This window comes from Pseudomonas sp. GT1P32, assembly GCF_054897805.1.
Genome location: NZ_CM142704.1, coordinates 5,237,450 through 5,255,737, shown reverse-complemented (window position 1 = coordinate 5,255,737; position 18,288 = coordinate 5,237,450). Strand labels below are relative to the sequence as shown.

General features: G+C 58.0%; 16 protein-coding genes. 5 read left to right on the top strand and 11 right to left on the bottom strand.

The features are described from left to right. From ACYZUC_RS24080 to ACYZUC_RS24045, 8 genes are all read right to left on the bottom strand, one after another. On the bottom strand, positions 1-1,185 hold the full coding sequence (locus tag ACYZUC_RS24080) for an MFS transporter (protein WP_461990830.1): 1,185 nt from the start codon (positions 1,183-1,185) through the stop codon (positions 1-3). Next, positions 1,182-2,417, bottom strand: a complete 1,236-nt coding sequence (locus tag ACYZUC_RS24075) for an ATP-grasp domain-containing protein (protein ID WP_461990828.1) — start codon at positions 2,415-2,417, stop codon at positions 1,182-1,184. The genes ACYZUC_RS24080 and ACYZUC_RS24075 overlap by 4 nt, the downstream gene beginning before the upstream one ends. Before the next feature lie 38 nt (positions 2,418-2,455). After that, on the bottom strand, positions 2,456-3,838 hold the full coding sequence (locus tag ACYZUC_RS24070) for an FAD-binding oxidoreductase (RefSeq protein WP_461990826.1): 1,383 nt from the start codon (positions 3,836-3,838) through the stop codon (positions 2,456-2,458). Positions 3,839-3,980: 142 nt separating this feature from the next. Beyond that, the gene (locus ACYZUC_RS24065) at positions 3,981-4,880 is read right to left on the bottom strand and encodes a hypothetical protein (RefSeq protein ID WP_225602421.1); all 900 of its coding nucleotides are present in this window, start codon (positions 4,878-4,880) and stop codon (positions 3,981-3,983) included. A 25-nt stretch (positions 4,881-4,905) separates the two neighbouring features. Further along, positions 4,906-5,712, bottom strand: coding sequence for an alanyl-tRNA editing protein (locus ACYZUC_RS24060; RefSeq protein WP_461990824.1), 807 nt, complete (start codon positions 5,710-5,712; stop codon positions 4,906-4,908). 12 nt (positions 5,713-5,724) lie between these two features. Beyond that, positions 5,725-6,801: a pyridoxal phosphate-dependent aminotransferase gene (locus ACYZUC_RS24055; protein ID WP_461990822.1), complete on the bottom strand. Its 1,077-nt coding sequence runs from the start codon at positions 6,799-6,801 to the stop codon at positions 5,725-5,727. Further along, positions 6,798-8,381, bottom strand: a complete 1,584-nt coding sequence (locus tag ACYZUC_RS24050) for a phenylalanine aminomutase (D-beta-phenylalanine forming) (RefSeq protein ID WP_461990820.1) — start codon at positions 8,379-8,381, stop codon at positions 6,798-6,800. Before ACYZUC_RS24050 ends, ACYZUC_RS24055 begins: the two co-directional genes overlap by 4 nt. A gap of 4 nt (positions 8,382-8,385) precedes the next feature. After that, positions 8,386-9,405, bottom strand: coding sequence for a TauD/TfdA family dioxygenase (locus ACYZUC_RS24045; protein ID WP_461996752.1), 1,020 nt, complete (start codon positions 9,403-9,405; stop codon positions 8,386-8,388). A 323-nt stretch (positions 9,406-9,728) separates the two neighbouring features. Between ACYZUC_RS24045 and ACYZUC_RS24040 the strand changes: the two genes are divergently transcribed. Continuing rightward, positions 9,729-11,138: an amino acid permease gene (locus ACYZUC_RS24040; protein WP_461990818.1), complete on the top strand. Its 1,410-nt coding sequence runs from the start codon at positions 9,729-9,731 to the stop codon at positions 11,136-11,138. Between the two features lie 55 nt (positions 11,139-11,193). On the opposite strand, the gene hrpB is transcribed toward ACYZUC_RS24040, so the two are convergent. Further along, positions 11,194-13,710: an ATP-dependent helicase HrpB gene (gene hrpB, locus ACYZUC_RS24035; protein WP_461990816.1), complete on the bottom strand. Its 2,517-nt coding sequence runs from the start codon at positions 13,708-13,710 to the stop codon at positions 11,194-11,196. 110 nt (positions 13,711-13,820) lie between these two features. Between hrpB and ACYZUC_RS24030 the strand changes: the two genes are divergently transcribed. Both ACYZUC_RS24030 and ACYZUC_RS24025 read left to right on the top strand, forming a co-directional pair. Beyond that, positions 13,821-14,240 carry a hypothetical protein gene (locus ACYZUC_RS24030; protein ID WP_008035153.1) on the top strand — a complete coding sequence of 140 codons (420 nt, stop codon included), beginning with the start codon at positions 13,821-13,823 and terminating at the stop codon, positions 14,238-14,240. 29 nt (positions 14,241-14,269) lie between these two features. Beyond that, on the top strand, positions 14,270-15,178 hold the full coding sequence (locus ACYZUC_RS24025) for a cation diffusion facilitator family transporter (RefSeq protein ID WP_461990814.1): 909 nt from the start codon (positions 14,270-14,272) through the stop codon (positions 15,176-15,178). Here ACYZUC_RS24025 and ACYZUC_RS24020 read toward each other — a convergent pair. Beyond that, on the bottom strand, positions 15,163-16,233 hold the full coding sequence (locus ACYZUC_RS24020) for a DUF6515 family protein (RefSeq protein ID WP_461990812.1): 1,071 nt from the start codon (positions 16,231-16,233) through the stop codon (positions 15,163-15,165). The two genes, ACYZUC_RS24025 and ACYZUC_RS24020, sit on opposite strands and share 16 nt — an antisense overlap. 520 nt (positions 16,234-16,753) lie before the next feature. On the opposite strand from ACYZUC_RS24020, the gene ACYZUC_RS24015 reads away from it, so the two are divergent. Both ACYZUC_RS24015 and ACYZUC_RS24010 read left to right on the top strand, forming a co-directional pair. Beyond that, positions 16,754-17,233: an Lrp/AsnC family transcriptional regulator gene (locus ACYZUC_RS24015; RefSeq protein ID WP_007894448.1), complete on the top strand. Its 480-nt coding sequence runs from the start codon at positions 16,754-16,756 to the stop codon at positions 17,231-17,233. Between the two features lie 210 nt (positions 17,234-17,443). Then, positions 17,444-17,653 carry a DUF2788 domain-containing protein gene (locus tag ACYZUC_RS24010; protein WP_007937369.1) on the top strand — a complete coding sequence of 70 codons (210 nt, stop codon included), beginning with the start codon at positions 17,444-17,446 and terminating at the stop codon, positions 17,651-17,653. Here ACYZUC_RS24010 and ACYZUC_RS24005 read toward each other — a convergent pair. Then, complete coding sequence (locus ACYZUC_RS24005) at positions 17,648-18,283, bottom strand: pseudouridine synthase (protein WP_461990810.1); 636 nt, start codon at positions 18,281-18,283, stop codon at positions 17,648-17,650. The genes ACYZUC_RS24010 and ACYZUC_RS24005 overlap by 6 nt on opposite strands. Positions 18,284-18,288 lie beyond the last annotated feature (5 nt).

The following is an 18,288-nucleotide window of genomic DNA, read 5'->3' as shown; positions in this document are numbered from 1 at the left end:
TCAGGAAACCTGAGGTGACCTGCGCTCGATTTCGATGCCGATGAGTGGACGCTTCAAGGCAATCGATACCCATGCCCCCAAGGCTGCGATCACGCATGCGGCAAATCCCAACAGGAAGGACATGAAGCTGAGCTCTTGCGCGACAGCCAGCAGTCCAAGCACCGCTGCGGTTGCCTCGGCCGCCCCCCAGACACAGGTCTGGACGGCCATCGCGACAGAGCTGCGCCCTTTCCATATCTTGACGGCCTGGGCTTGATACAACGGGCCACAGATCATCTCGCCAATAACGATAAAAACCACCACGACAAACAGAATCGCCTGAGCTTGCGATGAAATGATCAACAGCAGGCATCCCGTCCCGATCAACATGTTTGAAACGATGACACGCCACAAGCGAGACACTCGCTGCGAGAGCGACGTTATATAAACCTGGCTGAAAATGATGATCCCGCTGGCCACCAGGAAAAGTACCCCCACCAACTCACTGGAGAAGCGCTCGGTCGCATAGGTTGGAAACACGTAATAAAACTGCGCATAGCCAATCATGGTCAAAAAATTGATTGCCATGAATGCAACAACTTTAGGGGACGCCTCGGAACCGTCCACTGTGGAAGAACGATCGCCAAACTCCAGACCTGCCGAGCGTGCCATGTGAGGAATCAGCGTGGTGGAAGCGGTTGCAAGCACACCTAAAAGCAATGGCAAGGCAACAAACCAGTAACCCGCCCCGGCCAGTATCAACGATGCGATGAAGGGGGCCACACCGGCGCCGGCGTTCGCTGCAACATTCTCGTAGGAGAGTACGCGCTCGTGTTCGCCCTCACGGAAGTACTGGACGATGTAGGAGATCTGCGAAATCGTAGCGATCGAATTGGCCACGCCGAACACCACGACAAGCACCACCCAGATCAATACGTTGGTGATTCCCATCGCTGCCGTAACAAGCATCAATAACGCGGCCACCGCCACGCACAGTAATGCCAGTGCAATTTCCAGGCGGCGATCAACCTTGTCCAGAACACCTTGAAAGGCCAGTGCACCTATGCGGTTTGAAACAATTGCAAAGCCGACGACGATGCCGGCAGCACTGGTACTGAGGCCCACAGCTGCATTGAGCCAGATAGCCATGAATGGATAAAAGCAACTCCATGCGGCGGACGATAGAAACCGGACGATGTAGATCATTTGAATACCGGTCTTCTAGGGCCACGATCAGTATGGACCAGCACTTGACCGATCTCGCGCACGACGACTTCTGCATAGCCGGTGAGCATGCCGATCCAGGCATAATCGGAAGTGCCGATGGGTTGGATCACGCTGCCGACGTTGGCGATCGGCGTATGAATGGAAGCCATTTGCGGAACCTCCCAGTCATGCACGATTGCTTCGTGGTCCAGGCAATACCAATAGCTCAAGGTCTGCCGGCACTCTTCAACCGGTTTGTATTCCAGCGTGGCATCCAGCAATCCCAGCGGCAGCAGCGCAACGTGTTGTAGAACGGTTGCAGGCGGCAGGTCATAGGCCAATGCAATCTGCTCGACGATACTCGCCCCACCCAGGCGCCCCATATTGGCGTCAATCAGATAGGCCGTGGACGGTGTTGCGATGAACTCGCAATGAAAGAAACCGTTATCAAACGCCGAACGCGAAACCAGATCGCGCACTGCTGTCTCGATTTTCGAACGAACGGATAGGGCAATAAGCTGGTTGGCAGGAAACTGATTGGCGACTTCAGTGAACCCGACACGATCGCGTCTGGACAGCCCAAGGAAGACAACCCGTCCGTCCTGAACGAAGCCCTCCATGCTCACGAGGTCACCCACGCAGTGCGCCTGGACAATCCACGCAATGCCTTCGGGATCGTCGATTCCGCTCTCCAGAATGGCCGATTTGATCACACTGGCAGGATCAACGTCCGCCGCGATTGAAAGCATGGTCGTTGCCACCGCACCGGAGCCGACCGCGGGCTTGAGGACAACGTCATTTTTCACACCTGGCGTCAGCCAGGGAAGCACGAAGTCGCCATCAGCCAGTGCAACACAGGACTCGGCTGGAACGTGCTCGGGTATCAAGCCGCCCACGAACTCCTTTGATGACAGTCTTGCAAATACCGCTGGCGGCGCGTTGAAGCCAAACGTTTCGGCAATCGCCGAGACAACCGGGAACAGCTCGTCAAAAAAGGTTGTAATGCTGTGGATCTTGCCAACCAGCGCTTCATTGGCCTTCAAGTAACCGGACAGGGCATCTGTGTCGGTAAATGCAGGAATGCAGGTTACCCCCTCGAATACAGCTTTGGCTGCTCCGTGAAAACCTGAAGGGTCAACGGAAAGTATCGGCTCGAACCCTGCACTGCGAATCGCATCGCAAACATACTTGATGGATACCTTGTTAATACCAACTATCAAAACATGACGCATATCTTTCACCTCCATCCATAAAAATGAAAAAACGACGATTATTGAGCTTCAACGGTTAACGGCCGATACATCTTTCCGGGGTTCAGGATGTTCTCCGGGTCCAATGCCGATTTGATTGCCCGCATGATCTGGAGCGCCGTGCCGTGTTGTGCCGACATCCATTTCACTTTTCCTTGCCCTACGCCGTGCTCGCCACTGACCGTGCCGCCGAACGACAACGCCCGATTCGACAATCGACTGAGGAAAGCCTGAATCTCCACACTTTCATCCTGACCTTCCTCAAGCATGACCAGTAAGTGGAAATTACCGTCCCCTACATGGCCGATGAGCGGTGCGTCGAGCCCGGAAGCGGCGATGTCTGCCGCGGTGGCGCTGATACATGCACTCAGGCACGACAGCGGAACACAGACATCGGTGGCCAGCCCCTTGCGCCCCTTGTAGAACGCGTGAAATGCCCACCAGGCGTCATGTCGGGCCTTCCACAAGGCCGTGCGTTCTTCAAGGCGATCAGAAACCTTGACCTGCCCCCCGTGCTCACGAGCGCAAACCGTGAACATTTCAACGCTACTGGCAACCGAGGACTTATCCCCGTGGAACTCCAGGAAAAGATGGGGTGTTTGCGGCAAGCACAAGGAGGGGGAATAGGCGTTGCACGCGCGAACAGCGGTGACATCCAACAACTCGATCCGTGCAATCAAGAGGCCTTGCCCGAGCGCACTTGCCACCGTCTGTACCGCGCTGTCGACAGAGTCAAACGAACAGACGCCTGCAACGATGGCCTCCGGCAATGGATGTAACCTGACTTCCAGCTCACTGAATACGCCAAGGGTTCCCTCCGATCCCACAGCGATCGCCAGCAGGTCCAATCCCATGGCTGACTTGGGCGCTCTGGAGCCAATTTCAGCCACTGCCCCATCCGCCATGATCCAGCGTGCGGCTTTGACATTGCCAGCCATCGTCCCGTATCGAACGGAGTTGGTACCCGATGCACGCGTCGCCGCCATTCCCCCCATGGAAGCGTTGGCGCCGGGATCGACTGAAAAGAACAGCCCCGTATCACGCAAATAACTGTTCAGCTGTTCACGGGTGACACCCGGCTGAACAGTTGCGCTCATGTCGGTAACGTTTACGCCGAGGATCGCGTTCATCTCTGAACAATCGACACATACGCCACCACATGGCGCGTTGATTTGCCCCTCGAGGGATGAGCGGGCGCCCGCCGGGATCACCGCAACGCCATATTCACGACAGAGCCGTACAACCTGAACGATTTCCTCCTCGCTGCGCACGGTAACGACGGCATCGGGAGGGCTCAGATCGATACCAGGGGGGGCCTGGCAGAATTGTTGCCTGATGCCTTGTTGTAGCCTTAAACGTTCGCCAAACAGCTGACGGAGTTTTTCAACAACCAGAGTATTCATTAGTCTCATCCCTGTTCTGACTGATCACTGCCAGGTTTCTTTTTATCTGCCGGATCACCGCGCTATCCCGCACACTCCTGTGAGCGGTCGACGGTCGCGAATCAGCGAACAAAGAAGGCGATGACACCCGCCTCCTGTATGTTCATTCCTTGGTACTTTTGGTCTTTCGGGCCGCACGCCCGTCGTACTCCGAACGGCCAGAAACAATTAACCCGAAGAAATAAGGCTGGGCGCCTGAGTCCTCGAGCTGATGCCCTGACTTGTTATGCACTTCAATGAGAGAGAAAAGATCCACAAGACGGTCTTGAATCTGTTCTATTTCCGCGTCTTTCAGTGTCACCATCGAGCTGTATTTGAAAGAACCTGAAACATCAAAGTATTCACTTTTTTCAGGCTTGAGCAGCGACCTTTCCACTTCATGGCGCAGGAACTGATCCTTTAACCTCAACGCATCAACTGTTCTGGGCATCCTCAGCGTTGGTGCATGACGAACAAAGGGATCTTCAGGTGCTGTTCGTTCTTTTGAGACAAGGCTCAAGAAAGCTTCCGTCTGTTGATCGTAGGCAAGGCCAATTTGCTGGCACACCAACTGGATTTCAGCAACGGAGGCACTGTCCACCATATAGAGGTAAGTCATCAATGGCAGCAGTTCAAAGTTCGCTTCAAATGCTGCGATCACCTCTTCGGTGATGATGAACTCACGCTCATACCGACTTAAACTCAGCGCCCGACGTAAAATTTTCGAATCATGCTCTCTCAGCTCAAGCCTGGAAGAAAGATCCGTGACTTCGACACCTTTGCCAAACAACATCTCGTGGACGTTAGCGGGCAGCAAGTCTCTGAAGTAATGCCAAAAATAATCAAAACTGACTTTGCTTGAGGCGTCGATACCAAGATGGTCATGCAACTCCACTGCGGCATCAATACTCAGGTATTTCCTTCCGGCCTCAACGTCACGATAGTAATTGGCCGAAAATGGAATATTGACCTCATCGAGAAACGTTGAAACCTTCAAATGTCCCTTTTCGATCCGCAACTGCATGAGAAACGCACCAAACGCTCGTTTACTATCCAAGCTCATCAGCCTCTGCCGACAGAGTGACAACCACTCTGGTCGTGTTTTTCTTGATTTTCATACTGGAAGTTACCACGCCTATTTCCTGCGTATTACGCACATGAACTCCCCCACAGGGAATTGACCAGTCTTCGCATTGCCACCAACGAAATCCATGTCCTTTGCTCGTATCCGACTCCGTACGAATCTCATGACTTGCAGAGCAAAACTCGTTCAAGGCATCCGTCGCCCGCCTCAGACTGTCTTCGTCGAACTCTGCGATAAACTCGTATTGATTCTCCCCACCGTCGTCACTCAACGGAGAACGTACCGGGTGTGGAATGGACCGCTCAAGCGTCTGCTCCAGCATGCAGTGCATCAAATGCATGGCCGAATGAAGACGCATCTGATGATATCGCAATGGCCAATCAAGCGTTGCCGTAGCCTGCTGGCCAATCGCGCGCGCTCTCAGCAGCGTGAACGCCTCATCGTCAACGCTCAAGTAATGCCTGATCTGATCATCCCTTTTCTTGGTCGACACAATCTCCAACGCGCGTAATGCCTCATCCTTCCCTGGGCCCGGGATATTCAACACGCCTCGATCTCCGAGCTGTCCGCCTCCTTGCGGGTAGAAAACTGTCTCGCCAAGGAGCGCAAAAGGAAGACCCGCGTCGTCGCGTTCAAGCGAGTCGACTCGACATTCCAGTTGCTTCAGATACGGTTTTTCGTGAAATAAAGGCTGCGTTTCGCTCATTTTTACCTCGAGTAAAGTCTCACCGGGTTGCGCTGGAAGCCCGCGCGAATCATCGAGGGCTTCCATGGCCTGCTGGCCTCAGCGGCGCTTATGGGTTTCCAGTTTTTTCCTCAGGACATTACACAGTCTTGTCATCTGATCCTCACTCCCGAACGAGATCCTGAGGCATGTATCCAGGCCATAGTCGGTCAACTGAGAAGTCAGGAAGCCTTCACCTTCCAGATAGCCATGCAAATCCTGGCAGTTGTGCTGGCTGACGCACTCCACGAATACAAAGTTGACGTACTGGCTTCTGGCTTGAATGCCATAGGCCTTGAACAGGCTCACAATTTCCTGCCCCCAGGCAAGACAATGCGCCGCAGTCTTGTCCAGATGATCAGAGTCCTGAAGCACGTATTCTCCCGCGAGGGCAGAAAACGAACTGACGTTGTAGGGCGAGCGCCGCGCTTGAAGTACCGGGACCAGATCAGCGCTGGCAAAAGCCCAACCAAGACGTAATCCGGCAATGCCGTACGCTTTTGAAAACGTCCGCAGGCATATCGAGTTTTCCCGAGTGTTCACTATCTGAACGCCTGCGGAGTTTTCCCGATCCGGCGCGAACTCCGCGTACGCTTCATCGATAATGACCGTGGTACTTTTCGGAATGGCGGCCACAAGTGCCAACAGTTCCGATGGCGATAAATAGTCACCCAGAGGGTTGGATGGATTTACCAGCACAACCACATCGGGCTTTTTCTCAAGGGCGATGTTCAGCGCGGTTTCATAGCCCTGACCGGCGGCTGGAAAAATCTCACTGTATTCGGCCCCCAGTAACGCTGATCTGATTTTGTACATTTTGAAACTGTGGTGCAGAGCCACGATGCGGCTGCCTGGTTTCAACAAGCCCCGCAAAGAAATATCGATCAACTCATCAGAACCTGCCCCTACAACCACCCGCTCGGAATCAACATTCCAGCGCTCTCCGATTGCCGAGCGAAGAGACTTGTAAGTCACCTCTGGGTATTCGCTCAATAACGATGGCATCGACATGCACAGATGCAGTGCCAGGCCAGACGCGCCCAGCGGATTTTCGTTGGCGTGCAGTCGGACACTATTGGCGACCACTGCCGAAGGCTCCCTGCCCGCGAGCACAGACTCCTTGACTGACGAACTCATCGGCCCTGCCCTCCCAGAACCTGGGCGACAATTTTTTCCAGATACCCGGTCAAGGCGACATCCCGATCCAGATAAGGGATAAGTTCACGCACTCGCCCGTGCCAGGAGCGGCCCTGAGTTCCCAGCTTCGTGCAACCCCTGATATCCGCGGCCTGGGCAGCACATATCAACTCGAAGGCAATGACATAGCGCGTGTTCTGAAGCACCTCGGCCACTCGCCGCGCGGCCACAAGGCCGAATGAAACCACGTCCTGGAAATCCCCCGTGGTGGTCAAGGTCTGGATCGAGACCGGCGTAGCCAGGGAACGGTTTTCTGCCGTCAGGGAAGCGGACATGAATTGCCCCCCCATGAGGCCGAAACGCAGGCCGCCATTTTCCGCACACAGGAATGACGGGAGACCATTGCTGTTTGCTTTCGTCAGGAAGCGATCGATTCGGCGATCGGAGAGGTTGCACATCGTGATCATGGAGATCGTCAGATAGTCCATGACCGAGGCGATGTACTGCCCGTGAAAGTGGCCATTGTGAAAAACCTGGCCATTCTCGGGCGTGATCAATGGATTGTCGTTCGATGAGTTCAGTTCGTTGGTGACCACGCGTTCGGCGAACTCGATGGTCTCCAGAACCGGACCCAGAATCTGTGGGGTGCAGCGAATGGAATATGCATCCTCGATGGGCATATCTTCCTGGCGAACCTGGTCCGTACGCAGCGCGCTCAGTTGCGACGACAATTCAATATCATCGATCGCCAGTTCCGACCCTTGAAGATCGTCCCAGATGGCCTGGGCAATCTTTTGCTGGCCCAGATGCGGTTTCAACTGATGAACGTCAGGGTGGAACGGACGCACGCGCGCCTGCAACGCTTCGAAAGAGAAGGCGGAAATCGAGGTGTATTGCTCAAGCAGGTCCCTGGCCTCGACCACATTCATCGCTGCGACCGCGACCATGCAGGAAGTGCCGTTGATCAGCGCCAGCCCTTCTTTGTAACTCAGGTGAAGCGGTGCCAGGCCCAACTGCTCAAGCGCCTGCGCCGCAGGGATGCGGGCACCCTCGAGATAGGCATATCCGTCCCCGGTCAGCATCCGCGCGACAGCCGCCAGCGGCCCCAGGTCGCCGCTGGTACCGAGAGAGCCCTTGCTCGGAATTTCGGGAATGAGACCGGCGTTATAGATGGCAATGTAGCGATCAAAATTCTCCAGCGAGATCGCCGAGTTTCCGCGCGACAAGGATACGATTCGCGCAAACATCGTTGCGCGGGCGACGCTGTCCGGAAAGCGCTCGCCGACGTTTGTCGAGACACCCTGAATCAGATTGGACTGGAGTTCATGGGCTTTCTCGATTGGCACAAGGTGGTCAACGAAGCCCCCCATTCCGGTATTCACGCCATAGATGACCGCCCCTTGCGCGACGAGGTTTTCCAAGGCTTCTCTCGACGCCTGGACCCTTTGCCGGGTGGCTAGCGACGCGACCACTTTTTTTCCGGGCGCGGCAAACCTGATCAGGTCCTTGAGGCAGACATCGACGCCGGGAGTCAGTACAAACGTGCTATCCGACGTGAAGTTTTTTTCCTGAATCGTCATCTTTTCATCCCTGAGCTACATGTGACTGACCATCAGCCCAATCGGCGATGATCACGTTGATTTTTCGATTGCCCGAAAATGCGCGCCGGCCGTGAGCGAACTGAAAATTATCGAGCAATAAAAGATCGCCCTCCCCCAGATCGACATCTCGTTCCAACCCTCTGACGGTGTGGAACAGCTCGAGGGTGAGATCTTCCGGTAGCGGTTCACCATCGCCAAAACACATGGCTTCCAGCAGTTCCGGGCTCTTGCTGCGCGCGTTTATCAGTTCACTGGCGTCCTGCTCTCGACCATCGATACGCGCCCATTCGATCATGGCTGCCGCACCCCAGAAGTGCGCTTGATTGCACCAGATGCTTGCCGTTTTACGAGGATGCTGACGCATCGGAGCGATACAGTCCTGCCAAAGGACCAGGTCTTTGTCGCTCCATTCGAAGTCCCAACCCCGCGCTCGGCAGAGCACTTCTGCTTCGGCCTCGCAGTTGGTGGAGAACGTCTCCTGCCAGCTCTTCTTGACCCCGGGCTTGAGATTGACCCGCGCCTCGCAGGGTAAGGTCCTGCGCAATTTAAGGCCGCGATCGGTCAGTCGTTTCAATGTCACTTGATCAACCAGATGCTCCAGCTTGCGCATGTCCCCGATGACAGATTCGCCGCCCTTCCCGGCAGGCTCAACGCATACGAAAGCGATGATCTCGGGCGGACTTTTCACATAGGCCATTTCCTGATGGAGGATGACTGACCACGCGGGTGGTGTGCGGGTCGCTTCCATGACCTTGCCCTGAATAGTCGAGCGTGGAGAGCTCCCGCCGACGTAATCCCGGGTCTGGAAGCCCAGTGCGCCAATGGCCTTTTCAAACACGCCAGGGTCCCGACACTGACCGGCGCCGCGAATGACAACGGCCCCGTCATTCAGCAGGCGTGCATGGATGTCGTTCGCTGCGTCTGAAAAATAGCGGTGCGGATCAGCGTATCCGCTGGCCACGAAATCGAATGTCCCTTGTGTATCACTGCCCTTCACTTTCATCACTCCTCACTTCCCTGGAATCGTCGGCATCTCCGTCTGCGATGCATTGAATACCACTCCCCATTTACAAATTCAACAAATAGAAATATGTTTCTTCCGTAAGATGTTTTACAGCTAAGCACGCAAACTCGCCGTAGGTCGCTCCGAGAAAACAACCCAACTTGTTGATACATATGAAAAATAATTCAAGGAATCGAAGATCGTATGACCATGGAAAAGCCGCAATCACTCGCTGTATGCGCAGGCGCTTCATCGGTACTGAGTGATTGCCTCCTCAAGCCCCCTGCAACGCTCCCCATCAAACCTTACGTGAGCCCCTTCTCATGAGTGGACCCAATGCGCGCCCGGGCGAGCTGAAGCGCAGCCTGAAAAATCGACACATTCAACTGATCGCCCTGGGTGGGGCAGTGGGGACCGGCCTGTTCCTGGGCTCGGCGGGAGCACTCAAGTCCGCCGGCCCCTCAATCATCCTCGGCTACGCGATTTGCGGTTTCATCGCCTTCATGATCATGCGACAACTGGGCGAAATGATTGTTGAAGAACCCGTCGCCGGCTCCTTCAGCCATTTCGCCCACAAGTACTGGGGCGGGTTTGCCGGCTTCCTGTCGGGATGGAACTGCTGGATCTTGTACATCCTGGTTGGCATGTCCGAACTGACAGCCGTCGGCAAATACGTGCACTACTGGTGGCCAGAGATTCCGACCTGGGTATCGGCCGCAGTCTTCTTCGTGCTGATCAATGCAATCAACCTGACAAACGTCAAAATATTTGGCGAGGCCGAATTCTGGTTTGCCATTATCAAGGTCCTGGCCGTGATCGGCATGATTGCCATGGGCAGCTATCTCTTGGTCAGCGGCAACGCAGGGCCACAAGCCTCGGTGAGCAACCTGTGGCAACACGGCGGTTTTTTCCCCCATGGGCTGGGCGGACTGGCGATGTCCATGGCAATCATCATGCTGTCCTTTGGCGGTCTGGAAATGCTCGGTTTCACCGCTGCCGAGGCGGAAAAACCTCGCACCGTGATCCCCAAAGCCATCAACCAGGTGATCTACCGCATTCTGATTTTCTACATCGGCGTGCTCGTCGTGCTGCTGTCGCTGACGCCGTGGGACAGTCTGCTGATATCGCTCAACGCGTCCGGCGATAGCTACAGTGGAAGCCCATTCGTCCAGGCGGCCTCGATGCTCGACAGTGCCATCGCTGCGCATATTCTCAACTTCGTGGTTCTGACCGCCGCCCTGTCGGTCTATAACAGCGGCACCTACTGCAACAGCCGCATATTGCTGGGCCTGGCCGAGCAAGGTGACGCCCCGCAAAGCCTGGTCAGTATCGACAGGCGCGGCGTCCCCGTGCGCTCCATCCTCGCGTCGGCGGCCGTGACCCTGATCGCGGTGCTGATGAACTACATGATCCCGCAGCATGCCCTGGAATTGCTGTTGTCTCTGGTGGTTGCGACGCTGGTGATCAATTGGGCGATGATCAGCCTGTCCCATATCAAATTTCGCCAGCACATGAACAACACCCGACAGACCTCGCGGTTCAAGGCGCTGTGGTACCCCTACGGCAACTATGTTTGCCTGGCATTCGTGGTGTTCATATTGGGCGTCATGCTGCTGGACCCCATCTATCAGATGGCGGTGTATGCGATACCGATATGGATTGCGTTGATGTGGATCTGCCATGGCATCAAGCACAAACGCAGTGTTTCGCAGGCTCTCTACGGGGAGGCCTGAACGATTGCAAATCTCGGACGACACGTCGCCCGGCTGAGACCGGGCACGTACGTCCTTACTTGCGGGGTTTGATTCGTGCGGTGGCTTCGGCCACCAACGGATCATCCGGCCAGTAATGCTTCGGATACCGCCCCTTCAAATCCTTTTTCACCTCGGCATACGTGCTGCGCCAGAAGTTCGCCAGGTCCTGCGTCACCTGCACCGGCCGTCGCGCCGGGGACAGCAAATGCAGTTTGACCACCTGCCGGCCACCGGCAATGCGCGGGGTTTCGGCCAGGCCGAACAACTCCTGCAACCGCACCGCCAGAATCGGCGGCTGCTCGCTGTAATCCAGACGAATCGACGACCCCGACGGCACGCTCAAATGATGCGGCGCCAGCTCATCGAGCCGTTGCGGCAGCGGCCACGGCAATAGGTTATGAACAATGCTTGAGAGATCCAGATTGGCAAAATGACTGAGCCGCGAGACCTTCCCCAGATACGGCATCAACCAGTGTTCAAGGCTTTTGAGCAGCGCAGCATCACTGACATCCGGCCACTCGCTCTCGCCCTTGCCGGCAATGTCCAACTGCCGCAACAACGCGACCCGCGCCTGCCACTGACGCAACTCCGGCGTCCACGGCAACAGCTCCAGCCCCTTGCGCCGCACCAGATTCACCAACGCCTGACTGCGCGCGGTTTCATCGAGCCCGGTCAACGGTTCACGGCTGAGGATCAACTCGCCAACCTTGCGCTGACGCTCGGCGCGTAACACGCCTTCACGCTCGTCCCAGTCCAGCTGATCGACCACGCGCACCTGCTCGGCAAGCACCGAATCGAACAACGCCGGATCGAAATCCGCCGCCAGATAAATCCGTTCCTCACGCTGCCCCTGACGGCTGCCGAGATCGGCGATTACCAGCCACGGTTGCTTCATCAAGCTGTCGGCTTCGGCGAACAACGCAGCACGACCGTTGGCCAGGCGATATTCCGCACCACCCGCTCGACGTTGCTGCGCAACACGGTCGGGATAGGCCAGCGCCAGCAAGGCACCGAGCCAGCGCGGGTGCTCCGGATCGCTGACCGGCTCCGACGCCTTGCCACGCAGATAACCACGGTATTGACGCGCCAGTTGCCGCGCTCGCTGAACACCGCCCTGAGCACCGCGTGCGGCACGCTCTTCGCCGGACAACAGCACCAGTCGACTGTGCAGATCGGCGCCGGCACCGCGCAAGATATCCCGCTCGCCGAGCAACGCCGCGACATCGCACGCCATGTCAGCCAAGCCCAGCGCCTGACCGCGCAGCAGCAAATGAGCGATGCGCGGATGCGCCGGCAGTTCGGCCATGGCTTGACCGTGGCGGGTCAGCGCTTCGCCATCCAGTGCGCCGAGGCGATCAAGCAAGTCCTGAGCCTGGGCATACGCGGCGGCGGGCGGCACGTCGAGCCACACCAGTTGCGTCGGTGTCACGCCCCAGCGGCCGAGCTGCAAAGCCAGACCGGCAAGGTCCGCCGAAAGAATTTCCGCACTCGCATACGCCGCCAGTTGCTCGTGCTGATCCTGCGACCACAAGCGATAACACACGCCCGGCTCCAGCCGCCCTGCCCGCCCCGCACGTTGCGTGGCGCTGGCGCGGGAGATGCGCTGCGTGTCGAGGCGGGTCATGCCGCTGCCCGGATCGAAACGCGGCACCCGCGCCAACCCGGCATCGATCACCACACGCACGCCGTCGATGGTCAGGCTGGTCTCGGCGATGTTGGTCGCCAGCACCACTTTGCGCTCGCCCGCCGGGGCTGGATCAATCGCGGCGCGTTGCGCGGCGAGGTCCAGTTCACCGTGCAACGGGCAGAGCAACACCTGGGTGTTCTCGCCCAACGCATCGGCCAGTTGTTGATGCACCCGGCGGATTTCCGCTTGCCCCGGCAGGAACACCAGGAGGCTGCCGGTTTCATCGTTCAAGGCTTCGAGGATGGTTTGCACCAGCCGCGGCTCGATGAATTCACCGGGCTGGAACGGTCGGCCCCAGCGCATCGCCACCGGGTACATGCGCCCTTCACTGCGCAGGATCGGCGCATCATCGAGCAACCCGGCCAGGCGTTCACCTTCAAGGGTGGCCGACATCAAAAGAATTTTCAGCGGCTGATCATCGCGGAACAGTTCCCGGCCATTCAGGCTGAGGGCCAAGGCCAGATCGGCATCAAGACTGCGTTCATGAAATTCGTCGAAGATCAGCAAACCCACGCCGTCCAGCGCCGGATCATCCTGCAAGCGCCGGGTGAGAATGCCTTCGGTGACCACTTCAATGCGCGTCCTGGGCCCGACTTTGCTGTCCAGCCGAATGCGATAGCCGACGGTTTCACCGACCTTCTCGCCCAGCTCACTGGCCAAGCGCTCCGCCGCCGCACGTGCAGCCAACCGACGCGGTTCAAGCATCAGAATGGTCTGCCCGGCCAGCCACGGCTCGTTGAGCAGGGCCAATGGAACACGGGTGGTTTTACCGGCGCCGGGCGGTGCTTCGAGCACGGCTTCGTGGCGTGTCGCCAAGGCTTCACGCAGGGCGGGTAAAACTTCATCAATCGGCAAAGAAATCATGCTGGCTCCCAAACAGAGGGCCGAGTATAACGGCGAACTGCCTGGCGTTCGTCGCGGTCCTAATTCATAACGACGACGCTTCGTTTTCCAGATGACTCAGGAGGTTTCATATGCGTGTTCCCTTTCGCCTGATTGGCGGTGTATTGGTTGCAACCCTGCTGACCCAGGTTACCGCTTGCGGATCGATCTTCTACCCTGATCGCCGTGGGCAGATCGAAGGCAAGATTGACCCGGCCATCGCCGCGCTGGATGCCGTGGGCCTGCTGTTCTACATCATCCCCGGCCTGATCGCGTTTGCCGTGGACTTCGCCACCGGCGCGATTTACTACGCACCGGGCGAGACCGCGCAGGTGGCGCCGGAAAAACTCAAGGAAGCGATCGGTGCCGACGGCAAGGTCGATACCCACAAGTTGCAGACTATTCTTGAAACCGAACTGGGCCGCAGCTTCCCGCTGGACGACCCACGTTTGATTCAACACAAGGGCAGCACTCAGCAATTGGCCCTGCTCGGCCTGCAGCCTGCCGCGTAATCCGTGCACATAAAGGAATAGCCGCACTTATGATTTCCAGCTCCGAACACGCCCGCCTGCTGCGGCTGGCGACCCGTGCCTCGGTGGCGGTGGCGTGCACGTTGATCGTCGCCAAAGCCATCGCGTGGTGGTTGAGCGGTTCGGTGAGCATGCTCGCCGGGTTGACCGACTCGGCCCTCGACGGTATCGCCTCGCTGCTCAACCTGCTGGCAGTGCATTACGCCTTGCGCCCCGCCGATGAAGATCACCGTTACGGGCACGGCAAGGCCGAATCGCTGGCGGGCATGGCGCAGGCGCTGTTCATTGGCGGCAGTGCGGTGCTGATTGCGTTGCAGGCGTTTGATCGGCTCAAGCATCCGGAACCGGTGGGTGCGCCGTGGATCAGCATCGGCGTGATCGTGTTTTCCCTGGCGCTGACGTTGGCGCTGCTGATGTTGCAGCATCGGGTCGTCAAGGCCACCGGCTCCAACGCGGTGCGTGCCGATTCCCTGCATTACCGTTCGGACTTGCTGCTCAATGGCAGCATTCTGGTTGCGCTGGTGCTGGCCGGGTTTGGCTGGCATCAGATGGACGCGTGGTTTGGATTGGGGATCGCCGCTTACATCTTCTGGAGCGCCATCCAGATCGCCCGGGAAAGTTTTACCGTGCTGATGGACGAGGAGCTGCCGCCGGACGTCAGCCAACACATGCTCGAACTGGCCTGCAGCGTACCGGGTGTGTTGGGCGCGCATGACCTGCGCACACGGGTTTCCGGCAATCAGTGGTTTGTGCAATTGCATTTGGAATTGCCGGGGGAACTGACCCTGTCAGTCGCCCACGGCATCAGTGATCAGGCGGCGGATGCGATTCACGCCGCTTACCCGCGAGCCGAGGTGCTGGTGCACGCCGACCCGCAGGAAGTGGTGAAGGCAGCCAGGGCGAATCAGAAACTCACCTGATACCCGCGACTGCTCAGGCAGTTGCCCTGGGCCTGGCGGTAGGCTTGCACCACCGACGGATCCGGCTGGTAGGTGGCCGTGCGCGGATCGAAGCCACTCTGCTGCACTGCGTATTGATAACACTCGTAGCCATCCTGATCGACCTGCTGCGGCGACTGCCCGTTGGCGGGATACGCCACCACGTCATAGCCATTGCCGGTCGGTTGCGGCTGCTGTTGCACGGGCGGCTCGACCACCACGTAATCCTGAGAGCTTTCCTGATAGGCGTAGTACGAGCCCGCCGCCAGGAACAACAGCGTGCCGCCGATCCACACTTCACGGGCGTAATCAGGCAGGTAGCTGACGCGAATCCCGCGCGGTGGCTGCACCACGACATAACGCGGGCCGAGCGGGCGATACCAGTAGCCGCCGGAGAAGAAATAATCCTGCCCACGATACGGCACGCGATAGTCGCGGTCCGGGAAGCGGTCGATCACATGCCCGGGACGGTACTGCGGGCCAGGGCCCCAGCCGTTACCGTGGCCGTTCGGGCGACCGGCCCAATGATGATCGTCGGGACGTGAACCCGGCCCGCCGGTCTGCCATTGCTGGTTGTAACCATTGTTTCGCGGGATGTCCTGATAGTAACCACGTTGCGGCTGCTGGGTCTGGCGCACGGTGTCGGGCCGGCCCTGGATCGGCAGGTCGTTGGCCGGCAATTGTGGCGGCGGCGGTGGCGGCCGGACGGGACTGTTGAAGTCGCGTGGCTGATTGTCTCGCGGCTGATTGTTTTGCCACTGACCGCCATTGCGCGACTGGCCGTTGTTCTCGAACTGACGACTGTTGTCGCCACGAATGATCTCGTTGTTCTGCGGACGTGGTTGATTATTCTGCTGCGGATCGTTTTGCGGGCGCGGCTGATTGTTACCGCCATGTCCCTGATTGTTGCCCTGATGACCGTCCCCACGTTGTCCGTTGTCGGAACCCCGGTTCTGCGGCTCATCGGCCAGCGATTGCGCAGTGACACTGACACACAGCAAACCAACACCGGCCAAACGCCAGATGCGCGACTTCATGCTTTTCCTCACTGCGGGTTAGGGCCTGTACGTAAGACTGGGAAAGCACAGGCCGGTTCTGCAACAGGTTATCAGTCGCGCAACTTATTTATTGAGGGACAGGCAAAAGAAAGGTTGGTTGTTCGGGTGTACACAAATCCCCTGTAGGAGCCGGCTTGCTGGCTCCTACAGGTATTGCATTCCCGGGGTTGCGTGAAGAACAAAAAGAAAAGGGAGACCCGTCGGCCTCCCTTTGAGAACTTCGTCCGTGCTCGACGCTTATGACGTCGGCTCACCTCACGCCGTCTTCTGGACAGTGTGCAGCTCGGGGGCCGGCACATCCCCGGTGGGGGTGGCGGCCGCGACTGGCCTGATTGGGCGAGCCGCTGTGGACTGTTTGTCCGAGCAGTGATTCTGGTGATAAGAATAGGCCTGGGGCGCCGGCAGAGGATTGCGAAGATTGCTCAAATAAACATGACTTGCGCAATTTTTAACCCTGGATAGATAATCTGCCGCAATCGATATGACAAAGGCCTGATTGATGAGCAAACTCGACCGATACGACCTGAGCATTTTGGCGGAATTGCAGCGCGACGCGCGCATCTCCAACCAGGAGCTGGCCGAACGCATCGGCCTGTCACCTTCACCGTGCTCGCGCCGGGTCAAGCAACTGGAAGACGACGGCTACATCACCCGCCAGGTGGCCCTGCTGGATCGCAAAATGCTTGGCCTGAGCCTGACTGCTTACGTGCTGATCGGCATGGACCGGCATACACCGGAGCGATTCGAGAACTTCGAAGCGGCGATTCGCACCTTGCCGCAAGTGCTTGAATGCAGCCTGGTGACGGGGATGGATGCGGACTATCAGCTCAAGGTGGTGGTGCCGGACATGGATCACTATCAGAAGTTGCTGCTGGGGCACCTGACGCGGATTGAAGGGGTGACGAGTGTGCGGTCGAGTTTTGTGTTGAATCAGGTGCTCAACAGCACCGAGTTGCCTTTAACTCACCTGCGCAGCTGACGACGCCTTCGCGGGCAAGCCTCGCTCCTACAGGGTCATGACGGTCGCAATATCGTGATCGCCGCAAAACCTGTAGGAGCGGGCTTGCCCGCGATAGGGCCCGCGAAGGCGACGAATAGCTGCGACACGCTGCCGCAGGTCAATGCCGCGCCAATCCCCCATGCCGTATACTCCAGCGCCTTTTAGCCCCGCCCCCGCTGGAGATGTCCGATGGATCCTGCAGTATTCGAAGAGTGGATGATGACCGGACTGGTCAGCATTCTGATCATTTTCATGGGTTTCATCGTCTGGGATCTGGCAAAGAAATCCAAGGCCGGGCGCTTTGGCTCGTTCATCCTGTTCTTCGTGCTCGGCCTGGGCGTGGCCGCGTTCGTGATCAAAAGCGTGGTGATCGGCCTGATCGAATCCGGCACGTTATAAGCGCGCCGGCACTTCTTTCCACTGGCCTTGATCGAGCCCTTCGATCGACCAGTCGCCGATCCTGACCCGTACCAGCCGCAACGTCGGCAAGCCGACCGCTGCGGTCATGCGCCGGACCTGACGGTTACGCCCCTCACGAATCACCAGTTCCAGCCAACTGGTCGGCACGCTTTTGCGAAAGCGCACCGGCGGGTTTCGCGGCCATAGTTGCGGCTCATCCAGTTGCCGTGCTTCAGCAGGCAAGGTCATGCCGTCATTCAGCTCGACGCCATCACGCAAACGCTGTAACTGCTCGGCACTCGGCTCACCTTCCACTTGCACCCAATACGTCTTGGCCAGTTTGTGCTTGGGGTCGGCAATCCGCGCCTGGAGCTGGCCGTCGTTGGTCAGCAGCAGCAACCCTTCGCTGTCGCGATCCAGACGGCCTGCCGGGTAAATCCCGGGAATCTCGATGAAATCCTTGAGCGTCGCCCGCCCTTCGCCGTCGCTGAATTGCGTCAGCACATCGAACGGTTTGTTGAACAGGATCAGCTTCGGCTCGGCCGGAGGCGCCTTGGCGACACGGCGCGGGGCTGATGGCGGGGTGTTCGCGCCGGGGCGGCGGGACACGGGACGTTGGGGACGGGACATGAGCA